The sequence below is a fragment of the Streptomyces sp. NPDC041205 genome (genome assembly GCF_055591765.1).
Window position 1 is genome coordinate 70,306 of sequence record NZ_JBVIZH010000001.1, and the last position, 11,959, is coordinate 82,264.

At 73.3% G+C, this 11,959-nt stretch carries 8 protein-coding genes; 7 read left to right on the forward strand and 1 reads right to left on the reverse strand.

The genetic code is table 11. From position 1 onward, the window contains the following. Window positions 1-3 precede the first annotated feature (3 nt). The 7 genes from ACZ6BG_RS00360 to cobI all read left to right on the forward strand — a co-directional run bounded on the left by ACZ6BG_RS00360 (window position 4) and on the right by cobI (window position 11,161). The gene (locus tag ACZ6BG_RS00360; protein ID WP_468994620.1) at window positions 4-954 is read left to right on the forward strand and encodes a cobalamin biosynthesis protein; all 951 of its coding nucleotides are present in this window, start codon (window positions 4-6) and stop codon (window positions 952-954) included. Then, entirely contained in the window at window positions 951-2,459 is a 1,509-nt protein-coding gene (locus ACZ6BG_RS00365; RefSeq protein WP_468994623.1) for a cobyric acid synthase, read from the forward strand. Before ACZ6BG_RS00360 ends, ACZ6BG_RS00365 begins: the two co-directional genes overlap by 4 nt. Then, on the forward strand, window positions 2,456-6,103 hold the full coding sequence (cobN, locus tag ACZ6BG_RS00370) for a cobaltochelatase subunit CobN (RefSeq protein ID WP_468994625.1): 3,648 nt from the start codon (window positions 2,456-2,458) through the stop codon (window positions 6,101-6,103). Before ACZ6BG_RS00365 ends, cobN begins: the two co-directional genes overlap by 4 nt. 171 nt (window positions 6,104-6,274) lie before the next feature. Beyond that, window positions 6,275-8,290 (forward strand): putative cobaltochelatase, encoded by a 2,016-nt coding sequence (locus ACZ6BG_RS00375; protein WP_468994628.1) that lies wholly within the window; start codon window positions 6,275-6,277, stop codon window positions 8,288-8,290. Next, on the forward strand, window positions 8,290-8,898 hold the full coding sequence (gene cobO / locus ACZ6BG_RS00380; RefSeq protein ID WP_468994631.1) for a cob(I)yrinic acid a,c-diamide adenosyltransferase: 609 nt from the start codon (window positions 8,290-8,292) through the stop codon (window positions 8,896-8,898). The genes ACZ6BG_RS00375 and cobO overlap by 1 nt, the downstream gene beginning before the upstream one ends. Beyond that, window positions 8,892-10,424 (forward strand): cobyrinate a,c-diamide synthase, encoded by a 1,533-nt coding sequence (locus tag ACZ6BG_RS00385; protein WP_468994636.1) that lies wholly within the window; start codon window positions 8,892-8,894, stop codon window positions 10,422-10,424. The genes cobO and ACZ6BG_RS00385 overlap by 7 nt, the downstream gene beginning before the upstream one ends. Further along, complete coding sequence (cobI, locus tag ACZ6BG_RS00390; RefSeq protein ID WP_468994638.1) at window positions 10,421-11,161, forward strand: precorrin-2 C(20)-methyltransferase; 741 nt, start codon at window positions 10,421-10,423, stop codon at window positions 11,159-11,161. The genes ACZ6BG_RS00385 and cobI overlap by 4 nt, the downstream gene beginning before the upstream one ends. 41 nt (window positions 11,162-11,202) lie before the next feature. Here the strand turns inward: cobI and ACZ6BG_RS00395 are convergent, their stop codons facing one another. Further along, entirely contained in the window at window positions 11,203-11,934 is a 732-nt protein-coding gene (locus ACZ6BG_RS00395; RefSeq protein WP_468994643.1) for a ZIP family metal transporter, read from the reverse strand. Window positions 11,935-11,959: the final 25 nt, after the last annotated feature.

Below are 11,959 nucleotides of genomic sequence, written 5' to 3' on the forward strand. Positions count from 1 at the left end.
CCCATGCGTGCCGATCGCGACTTCGCGTACGGCGCCGCCGCCGGACTCCTCGGTGACCTGCTGCTCGGCGATCCTCGCCGGGGGCATCCGGTCGCCGCGTTCGGGCGTGCGGCGGGGGCCGTCGAGCGGGTGCTGTGGCGTGACCACCGCGGGTGGGGCGCGCTGCACACCCTGGTGTGCGCCGGGGGCGCCGTCGGCGCCGGTGCGCTCGTCTCCTTCGCCGTACGCCGCTCGCGTGCCGCTTCCGTCGGGCTGACCGCCGCCGCGACCTGGGCCGTCGTCGGCGGGACCACCCTCGGGCGGGAGGCGCGCGCCATCGGGGGCGCGCTCGCCGCTGGGGACGTGGACGTCGCCCGGGAGCGGCTGCCCCATCTGTGCGGGCGCGATCCCGCTGCGCTGGACGCCGACGGGATCGCCCGGGCCGTCGTGGAGTCCGTCGCCGAGAACACGTCCGACGCCGTCGTGGGGGCGTTGGTGTGGGGGGCCGTGGGGGGTGTGCCGGGGCTCGTCGGGTTCCGGGCCGTCAACACGCTCGACGCGATGGTCGGGCACAGGTCCCCGCGCCACCTCCGGTACGGGTGGGCCTCCGCTCGGCTCGACGATGTCGCCGGGTGGCCCGGGGCTCGGCTCACCGCCGCGCTCGCCGTGGTCGCCGGAGGGTCCCCCCGTGGGGCGGTGCGGGCCTGGCGTGCCGATGCCTCGAAGCATCCGAGCCCCAACGCCGGGGTCGTCGAGGCCTCCTTCGCGGGGGCGTTGGGGGTGCGGCTCGGGGGGTCCCTCTCGTACGGGGGGCGGGTCGAGCACCGGCCCGTCCTCAACGGGGAGGGGCGTGCCGTCGTCGTGGAGGACATCGAGCGGGCCGTGAAGTTGTCCCGGCGGGTCGGGTGGCTCGCCCTGGGGAGCGCGATCGCTGTGGACCTGGTCCGGCCGAAGCGGTGGAGGCGGTTCGCATGAGTGGTGGGCTGCTGGTCGCCGGGACCACGTCCGATGCCGGGAAGAGTGTGGTCACCGCTGGGATCTGTCGGTGGCTCGCCCGCAAGGGCGTCTCCGTCGCGCCGTTCAAGGCGCAGAACATGTCGTTGAACTCGTTCGTCACGCGCGAAGGGGCCGAGATCGGGCGGGCGCAGGCCATGCAGGCGCAGGCCGCGCGGGTGGAGCCCAGTGCGCTGATGAATCCCGTGCTGCTGAAGCCGGGGAGCGACCGGTCGAGTCAGGTCGTGCTCATGGGCAAGCCGGTGGGCGAGATGAGTGCCCGGGGCTATCACGGGGGACGGCAGGAGGCGCTGCTCGACACCGTCGTGGGATGCCTGGAGGAGCTTCGGGGCACGTATGACGCCGTGATCTGCGAAGGGGCGGGGAGTCCCGCCGAGATCAACCTCCGGCGCACCGACATCGTGAACATGGGGATCGCCCGGGCTGCCCGCTTCCCGGTCGTGGTGGTCGGGGACATCGACCGCGGGGGCGTCTTCGCCTCCTTCTTCGGGACCGTGGCGCTGCTGAGTCCGGCCGATCAGGAGCTGGTCGCGGGCTTCCTCGTCAACAAGTTCCGCGGGGACGTGTCGCTGCTCGAACCGGGGCTCGACATGCTGCACGACCTCACCGGGCGGCGCACCTTCGGCGTGCTGCCGTTCCGGCACGGGCTCGGCATCGACGAGGAGGACGGGCTGCGGGTCTCGCTGCGCGGGGCGGTGCGGGAGTCCGCCGTGGCGGCGCCCGTCGGCGAGGACGTGCTGCGGGTCGCCGTGTGCGCGGTGCCGCTGATGTCCAACTTCACCGACGTGGACGCGCTCGCCGCCGAACCCGGCGTCGTGGTGCGGTTCGTGGACCGGGCCGAGGAACTGATCGACGCGGACCTCGTCGTCGTACCGGGGACGCGCGGGACCGTACGCGCCCTTCAGTGGCTGCGCGAGCGCGGGCTCGCGGACGCGCTCGCGCGCCGGGCCGCCGACGGCCGGCCCGTCCTCGGGATCTGCGGCGGCTTCCAGGTGCTCGGGGAGCGGATCGAGGACGACGTCGAGTCGCGGGCCGGGACCGTGGACGGGCTCGGCCTGCTGCCCGTGCGCGTCACGTTCCGGCGCGAGAAGACGCTCGCCCGGCCCGTCGGCAAGGCGCTCGGCGAGCACGTCGAGGGGTACGAGATCCATCACGGCGTCGCCGAAGTCCTGGGCGGGGAACCCTTCTTGGACGGCTGCCGGGTGGGGGCCGTGTGGGGCACCCACTGGCACGGGTCGCTGGAGAGCGACGCGTTCCGGCGCCGCTTCCTCACCGAGGTCGCGCGCGCCGCGGGCCGCCGCTTCGTGCCCGCGCCCGACACCAGCTTCGCCGTCCTGCGCGAGGAACAGCTCGACCTCCTCGGCGACCTCATCGAAGAACACGCGGACACCGACGCGCTGCTGCGCCTGATCGAGACCGGCGCTCCGTCCGGTCTCCCCTTCATCGCACCGGGGGCACCCTCATGACCGTCCTGCTACTGTCCACCGCCGACACGGACCTGCTCGCCGCCCGCGCCTCCGCCGCGCCCTACCGCATCGCCAACCCGACCCGCGTCGACGTGCGCGAGGAACTGCCCGCGCTCCTGGACGGCGCGGACATCGCCGTCGTACGCCTCCTCGGTGGCAAGCGCGCCTGGGAGGACGGGCTCGCCGCGCTCAAGTCGGCCGGGATCCCGACCGTGCTGCTCGGCGGCGAGTCCGTGCCGGACGCCGAGCTGATGGCCGACTCGTCGGTGCCCGCCGGTGTCGTCGCGGAGGCGCTGCGCTATCTCGTCGAGGGCGGACCCGCCAACTTCGTGGAGCTGGAGCGGTTCCTTTCGGACACCGTGCTCCTGACCGGCCACGGCTTCGCCGAGCCGCGGAAGATGCCCGAGTACGGGGTGCACGGGGAGCGCGCGCACGTCGAGGGGCGCCCGACCGTGGGCGTGCTCTTCTACCGCGCGCACCAGCTGTCGGGGAACACCGCGTTCGTCGACACCCTCTGCGACGCCATCGAGGAGAAGGGCGCCAACGCCCTTGCCGTGTACTGCGGTTCGCTGCGCGGCGCCGACTCCGGTCTGTACGAGATCCTCGGGCGCGCCGACGTCCTCGTCGCCACCGTCCTCGCCGCGGGCGGCACCCACGCCTCCGACGCCAGCGCGGGCGGCGACGAGGAGGCCTGGGACATCGGCGCCCTCGCCGACCTCGACATCCCCGTCCTGCAGGGCCTGTGCCTGACCTCGTCCCGCGCCGCCTGGCAGGACTCCGACGCGGCCCTCTCCCCCATGGACGCCGCCATGCAGGTGGCGATCCCCGAGTTCGACGGCCGCGTCATCACCGTGCCGTTCAGCTTCAAGGAGCAGGGCCCCGACGACGTCCCCGTGTACGTCGCCGACCCCGAGCGGGCCGCCCGCGTCGCCGGAATCGCCGTACGCCACGGCAAGCTGCGGCACAAGCCCAACGCCGAGAAGCGGCTCGGCCTGGTCTTCACCGCGTACCCGACCAAGCACAGCCGCGTCGGCAACGCCGTCGGCCTCGACACCCCCGCCTCCGCCGTGCGCGTCCTCGACGCCCTGCGGGACGCGGGCTACGCGGTCGAGGGCCACCCCGACAACGGCGACGAGCTGATCCACACCCTCATCAACGCCGGTGGCCACGACGTCGAATGGCTCACCGAGGAGCAGCTCGCCGCCGCGCCCGCGCGCGTGCCGCTCGCGGACTACCAGGCGTGGTTCGACACCCTCGACCCCGAGCTGCGCGAAGGGATGCTGGAGGCGTGGGGCGAGCCGCCCGGCAGCCTGTACGTCGACGGCGACGACATCGTGCTCGCCTCGCTCCAGTTCGGGAACGTCGTCGTGATGATCCAGCCGCCGCGCGGCTTCGGCGAGAACCCCATCGCCATCTACCACGACCCGGACATGCCGCCGTCCCACCACTACATGGCCGCGTACCGCTGGCTCGACAACACGTTCGGCGCCGACGCCATCGTGCACATGGGCAAGCACGGCACGATGGAGTGGCTGCCCGGCAAGGGCCTCGGGCTGAGTGGTGGCTGCGCGCCGGACGCCGTGCTCGGCGACCTGCCGCTCGTCTACCCCTTCATCGTCAACGACCCCGGCGAGGGCACCCAGGCCAAGCGGCGCGGGCACGCCACGGTCGTGGACCACCTGGTGCCGCCGATGGCGCGCGCCGACACGTACGGGGACCTGGCGAAGCTGGAGCAGCTCCTCGACGAGTACGCGCTGGTGAGCGATCTCGACCCGGTCAAGGCCCCGGCCGTGCGGGCGCAGATCTGGACGCTGGTGAAGGCCGCGGAGCTGCACCACGACCTGCACGTCGACGACCAGCCGGACGACGACGCGTTCGACGAGTTCGTGATGCACATCGACGGCTATCTGTGCGAGATCAAGGACGTGCAGATCCGCGACGGCCTGCACATCCTCGGCGGCGGGCCGGTCGGCGAGGCCCGCGTCAACCTCGTCCTCGCGGTACTGCGCGCCTCCCAGGTGTGGGGTGGCGCCGCCAACGCGCTGCCGGGCCTGCGGGCCTGCCTCGCCGAGCACTTCGGCCTGGACGAGAAGGAGCTGCTCGGTGAGCCGGGCGCGGCGGTCAAGGTCGCGGACGGCCTGACCGCCCTGGTCGAGGGGCCCGCACGCACCGCCGCCGACGCCATCGACCTGCTTGAGCAGCTGTGCCGCCGCCTCGCCGAAGGCATGGAGGAGCGCGGCTGGGCGCTGGAGGCGGTGCGCGGGCTCGTCCGTGACGTCGTCGGCGTCGAACTGCCGCCCGCCGTCGCCGTCCTGGGCTTCGCCTGCGAGGAGGTCGTGCCCCGGCTCGCCCGCACCACCGACGAGATCGGGCACATCCTGCGCGCCCTGCGCGGCGGCTACGTCCCCGCAGGGCCTTCGGGCTCCCCCACGCGCGGCCTCGTCAACGTGCTGCCGACCGGCCGCAACTTCTACTCCGTCGACCCCAAGGCCATCCCGTCCAGGCTCAGTTGGGAGGTCGGGCAGTCCCTCGCGGACTCGCTGATCGCCCGCTATCTCGCGGACACCGGCGCGTACCCGAAGTCCGTGGGCCTGACCGTGTGGGGCACCTCCGCCATGCGCACGCAGGGCGACGACATCGCGGAGATCCTGGCGCTGCTCGGCTGCCGGCCGGTGTGGGACGACGCGTCGCGCCGCGTCACGGGCTTCGAGATCGTGCCCGTCGCCGAGCTAGGGCGGCCGCGCGTCGACGTCACCGTCCGCATCTCCGGCTTCTTCCGCGACGCGTTCCCGCACGTCGTCGGGCTCATCGACGACGCCGTCCGCGCGGTCGCCGAGCTGGACGAGGACCCCACCGACAACTACGTACGCGCCCACGTCGACGAGGACGCCGCCGAGCACGGCGACCGGCGGCGCGCCACCGCCCGCATCTTCGGCTCCAAGCCCGGCGCGTACGGGGCGGGGCTGCTGCCGCTCATCGACGCCCGCAACTGGCGCTCCGACGCCGATCTCGCCGAGGTGTACGCGGTGTGGGGCGGCTATGCGTACGGGCGCGGGCTCGACGGGCGGGCGGCTCGGGGGGACATGGAGACGGCCTTCCGGCGGATCGCGGTCGCGGCGAAGAACGTCGACACCAGAGAACACGACATCGCGGATGCCGACGACTATTTCCAGTACCACGGCGGAATGGTCGCCATGGTGCGGCATCTGACGGGGGAGTCGCCCGAGGCGTACGTGGGTGACTCTGCCACGCCGGACCAAGTGAAGACCCGGACCCTCGGGGAGGAGACGCACCGGGTGTTCCGCGCGCGGGTCGTCAATCCCCGCTGGATGAGCGCCATGAGGAGGCACGGCTACAAGGGTGCGTTCGAGATGGCAGCCACCGTCGATTACCTCTTCGGGTACGACGCGACGGCAGGTGTGGTCGACGACTGGATGTACGAGAAGTTGTCGGCGGAGTACGTGTTCTCGGCGGAGAACCAGGAGTTCATGCGGAAGTCCAACCCCTGGGCCTTGAGGGGCATTACGGAGCGGCTCTTGGAAGCGGCTGACCGAGGGATGTGGTCGGAGCCGGACCAGGAGACGCTGGAACGGCTCCGGGCTATCTACCTCCAGCTTGAGGGAGATCTGGAGGGCAGCGAATGACGCCGCCGCAAACACCCCCACCTACGTGGGGAGCAGTCGACCAGCTCGTGTTCCCGAGTGTCGACGTTGGGATCACCCCCGCGTGAGCGAGGACCACACCTCCACCATGACGCCAATCCGCCACACACTGAGCCAGCTCCGGCGTGATCCACTCGAAGGAGTGATCCACGAATGACCGCCCCCTACCCCTTCACCGCCCTCGTCGGGCAAGACGACCTGCGGCTCGCCCTGCTCCTCAACGCCGTGTCCCCCGCCGTCGGCGGCGTGCTCGTGCGGGGCGAGAAAGGCACCGCGAAGTCCACTGCCGTGCGGGCGCTTTCGGCGCTGCTGCCGGAGGTGGACGTGGTCGCCGGGTGCCGGTTCTCGTGTGCTCCTGGGGCGCCCGACCCGGCCTGCCCCGACGGGCCGCACGAGCCCGGCACCGGGACCGCACGGCCCGCGCGCATGGTGGAGTTGCCCGTCGGCGCCTCCGAGGACCGGCTCGTCGGCGCGCTCGACATCGAGCGGGCGCTCGCCGAGGGCGTGAAGGCCTTCGAGCCGGGGCTGCTCGCCGACGCGCACCGCGGGATCCTGTACGTCGACGAGGTCAACTTGTTGCACGACCACCTCGTCGACCTGTTGCTCGACGCCGCCGCCATGGGCGCCTCCTACGTCGAGCGCGAAGGCGTCTCCGTACGGCACGCCGCCCGGTTCCTGCTCGTCGGGACCATGAACCCCGAAGAGGGTGAGCTGCGGCCGCAGTTGCTCGACCGGTTCGGGCTCACCGTCGAGGTCTCCGCGTCCCGCGAGCCCGACCAGCGCGTGGAGGTCGTGCGGCGGCGGCTCGCCTACGACGACGACCCGGACGGGTTCGCGGCGCGTTGGGGCGACGAGGAGGGTGTCGTACGGGCTCGCATCGTCGCCGCTCGTGCGCTGCTGCCGCGTGTGCGGCTCGGGGACGGGGCGCTGCGGCAGATCGCTGCGACCTGCGCGGCCTTCGAGGTGGACGGCATGCGCGCCGACATCGTGATGGCGCGGACCGCGACGGCGCTTGCCGCCTGGGCGGGGCGCGAGGACGTGCTCGCCGAGGACGTGCGGCAGGCCGCGCTGCTCGCGCTGCCGCACCGGCGGCGGCGCAATCCCTTCGACGCGCCGGGGCTCGACGAGGACAAGCTGGACGAGACGCTGGAGGAGTTCGGGGAGAGCGACGGGGACGACGAGCCCGACCCCGATGGTGGCGGGCCCGACGGTGGGGGCGGGCAGCCGCCGCAGGACTCCGGGCCCGAGCAGTCCGGTGACGGCGCCGCCGCGACGCCCGAAGCCGCCGACGACGGGCAGCCGCAGGGCGGCGGCGCTGGCGAGCAGCAGGCCGTGCGCGCCGGTGAGCCGTTCCGGACGAAGGTGTTGAGCGTGCCGGGGCTCGGTGAGGGCGCGGCCGGGCGGCGGTCGCGGGCGCGGACCGAGCACGGGCGTACGACGGGTGCGCGGCGGCCCCGGGGGGCGCTCACGAAGCTGCACCTGGCGGCGACCGTGCAGGCCGCCGCGCCGCATCAGCGGGCGCGCGGGCGGTCGGGGCGCGGGCTCGTGGTGCGCAGGGACGATCTGCGGCAGGCCACGCGTGAGGGGCGTGAGGGGAACCTCGTGCTGTTCGTCGTGGACGCGTCGGGGTCGATGGCGGCGCGGCAGCGGATGGCTGCCGTGAAGGGCGCGGTGCTCTCGCTGCTGCTCGACGCGTATCAGCGGCGGGACAAGGTGGGGCTCGTGACGTTCCGGGGGACGGGGGCGGAGGTGGCGTTGCCGCCGACGTCGTCCGTGGACGCGGCGGCCGTGCGCCTGGAGTCGCTGCCGACGGGCGGGCGTACGCCGATCGCGGCCGGGCTGCTGCGCGCCCATGAGGTGCTGCGGGTGGAGCGGCTACGGGATCCCGCGCGGCGGCCGCTGGTGATCGTGGTGACCGACGGCCGGGCCACCGGGGGCGTGGAGCCGGTCGCGCAGGCCGGGCGTGCCGCGCGGCTCCTCGCCGCCGAGGGGCAGGCCTCGGTGGTCGTGGACTGCGAGTCGGGGCCGGTGCGGCTGGGGCTCGCGGGGCGGTTGGCCGGGGAGCTCGGCGGGACCGCGGTGACGCTGGAGGAGCTGCGGGCCGACTCGATCGCCGGGCTCGTGAAGGACGTTCGGGAGTCGTACGGCTCCGCGAGGAGGGTCGCCTGATGCCGCAGGGACAGCCGAGTGTCGTGCCCGACGACGGCCTGACGACGCGTCAGCGGCGCAACCGGCCGCTCGTCGTCGTGCACACCGGGATCGGCAAGGGCAAGTCGACCGCCGCCTTCGGGCTCGCGCTGCGCGCCTGGAATCAGGGGTGGCCCATCGGCGTGTTCCAGTTCGTGAAGTCGGCGAAGTGGAAGGTCGGCGAGGAGAACGCGCTGCGGGTGCTCGGCGCCAGCGAGCAGGGCGGGTCCGTCGACTGGCACAAGATGGGCGAGGGCTGGTCGTGGATCCAGCGCGCCCCCGCCGAGGGCGAGCAGAGCAACGAGGAGAAGGCCCGCGAGGGCTGGGAGCAGGTCAAGCGGGATCTCGCCGCCGAGACGTACCGGCTGTACGTGCTCGACGAGTTCGCCTACCTCCTGCACTGGGGGTGGATCGACGTCGAGGAGGTCGTGTCCGTGCTGCGCGAGCGGCCCGGGACCCAGCACGTGGTGATCACCGGGCGCTACGCCCCGGAGCAGCTCGTGGAGTACGCCGACCTCGTCACCGACATGTCCAAGGTCAAGCATCCGATGGACGCGGGTCAGAAGGGGCAGCGGGGCATCGAGTGGTAGCACGTCTGGTGGTCGCGGCGCCGGCGTCCGGGAGTGGGAAGACGACGGTCGCGACGGGGTTGATGGCCGCCTTCACGGAGGCCGGGCTCGCCGTGTCCCCGCACAAGGTCGGGCCCGACTACATCGACCCCGGGTATCACTCGCTGGCCACCGGGCGGCCGGGGCGGAACCTCGACGCCTATCTGTGCGGACCCGACTTGATCGGTCCCTTGTTCGCGCACGGGTCCGCCGGGTGTGATCTGGCCATTGTCGAGGGTGTGATGGGGCTGTACGACGGGGCCTCCGGGCAGGGGGAGCTGGCCTCCACCGCGCATGTCGCGAAGCTGCTGCGGGCTCCTGTCGTGCTGGTCGTCGACGCCTCGTCGCAGTCCCGGTCCGTGGCCGCGCTCGTGCACGGGTTCGCCTCGTGGGATCCGGAGGTCCGGGTCGGTGGGGTGATTCTCAACAAGGTGGGGTCGGAGCGGCACGAGGAGTTGTTGCGGGAGGCGTTGGATTCTTCCGGGGTGCCGGTGCTGGGTGCGTTGCGGCGGGTGCCGCAGGTTCGGGCGCCCTCTCGGCATTTGGGGCTTGTGCCTGTTGCCGAGCGGCGGGGGGAGGCTTTGGCCTCTGTTGCCGCGTTGGCCGCGCAGGTGCGGGAGGGGTGTGACCTGGAGGCGGTGTTGGCTCTGGCGCGTGGTGCGGCGCCGCTGTCGGGTGCGGTGTGGGATCCCTGCGGGGCGTTCCCCGATCCCGCCCCTTCCCGAAACCGGGGCTGCGCCCCTGGACCCCGGGGGTGGGGGTCCCGTGGCGGGTGGGACAGTCCTCCCTCGAATCGGCGCTCCGCGCCTCGTCCTCAAACGCCGGACGGGCTGAAAACTTCGCCGGGGCAGGCTGAGGGGTGCACGCCGGACGGGCAGGGGGTGTCGGACCGGTCCCGCGGTCGTCATGGGCCTGTCGTCGCCATGGCCGGTGGCGCCGCGTTCTCCTTCTCCTACGCCGAGCACGCCGAGCTGCTCGCCGCCGCGGGGGCCGACGTCGTGACCTTTGATCCGTTGCGCGACGAAGAGCTTCCGCCCGGGACCCGGGGGCTCGTCATCGGGGGCGGGTTCCCCGAGGTGTACGCGCCGGAGTTGTCCGCCAACGAACCGTTGCGGAAAGCCGTCGCGGACCTGGCCGCCGGTGGGGCGCCGGTCGCCGCCGAGTGTGCGGGGCTGCTGTATCTGGCGCGGGAGTTGGACGGGAAGCCGATGTGCGGGGTCCTTGACGCGACGGCGCGGATGTCGGAGCGGTTGACGCTGGGGTACCGCGAGGCCGTCGCCGTGTCGGACAGTGTGCTCGCGGGCGTGGGCACGCGGATGCGCGGGCACGAATTCCACCGCACGGTCGTGGAGCCGGGCGCGGGGGCGGCTCCCGCCTGGGGGCTGCACGCTCCTGAACGGCGCGTCGAAGGTTTCGTACAACGGGGTGTGCACGCGAGTTATCTGCACACGCACTGGGCCGCCGAGCCCGGGATCGCCCGTCGGTTCGTGGAGAGGTGCAAGGCATGAGTGGCAGCGGCAGCAGGCTGATCGGGGTGGGGGTCGGACCCGGCGATCCCGAGCTCGTGACCGTCAAGGGTGTGAACGCGCTGCGCGGCGCCGACGTCGTCGTCGTACCGGTCATGGACACCGGCGAGCGCGGCCGCGCCGAGGCGACGGTGCTGCACTACGTTCCGGCGGAGCGGGTCGTCCGGGTCGTGTTCGCGTTGAACGAGCGCACCGACCGGGCGCGGCGCGAGGCGGCCTGGGACGCGGCCGGGGAGCGCGTCGCCGAGCTGCTGCGGGAGCGCGGCACGGTGGCGTTCGCGACGATCGGCGACCCCAATGTGTACTCGACGTTCACCTATCTCGCGCAGACCATCGCGGAGCTGGTGCCGGGCGTCGGTGTCGAGACCGTGCCCGGGATCACCGCCATGCAGGACCTGGCGGCGCGCAGTGGAGCCGTGCTCACCGAGGGCACGGAGCCGTTGACGCTGGTGCCGGTGACGGCCGGGGCCGCCGTCCTGAAGGACGCGCTCGCCGGGCCCGGGACGGTGGTGGCGTACAAGTTCGGGCGGCTCGCGCACGAGGTCGCGGCGGCGCTGCGGGAGACGGGGCGCACCGAGGACGCGGTGTGGGGGTCGGCGCTCGGGCTGCCCGAGGAGTCCATCCGGGGCGCCGCCGAGCTGGGCGACGGGCCGCTGCCGTATCTGTCGACGCTCATCGCGCCCGCGCGGCGCGAGGGCGGGCGGGGCGGGAAACTATGACGTCCACCGCACGGCCACGGGCCCGCGCCGACGTGCGCGGCTCAGTCGGCGATGCCCACCACCAGCCAGATGAACGCCGCCCCCGCCACCGTGCACAGCAGCGTCGAGCGCGCCGGGTGGTCGTGGTGGGCCTCGGGCAGGATCTCGGCGGCGGCGAGGTAGAGCAGGGCGCCGCCGAAGAAGCCGAGATAGCCGCCGAGCAGTTGCTCCGGAATGGTGAAGGCCAGTGTGGTCGCCGCGCCCACGACCGGCGCCACCGCGTCGGCGAACAGCATCGCGACGGCCTTGCGGCGCGCGTTCCCGTACAGCCGGGTGATCGTGTACGTGTTGAAGCCGTCCGCGAAGTCGTGGGCGATGACCGCGACGGCCACCGCGACGCCCATGCCGCCGCCCACCTGGAACGCGGCGCCGATCGCGACCCCGTCCATCACGCTGTGGCCGACCATCGCCGCGGCCGCCGTCAGGCCGACCTCCGGGGCCCGGCCGCCCGGGTGCTCGTCCGCCCCGTGCGCCGACCTGCGCAGCGCGAGCAGCCGCTCCACCACGTGCGCGAACAGGAAGCCCGCGACGGCGAGGAGCAGCGCCGCCGGTACGCCGAAGACCGGGCCGCCGGCCGCCTCCAGCGCCTCCGGCAGCAGGTCGAGGCCGACCACGCCGAGCATCAGGCCGCCCGCGAGGCCGAGCACCAGATGGCGCCGGTCGGTGACCCGCCCGGCGGTCCAGCCGCCGACGAGTGTCATCACGAACGCGCCGAGCGCCACGAACACCGCCATGCGCTCTTGCTAGCCGATTGAGCCC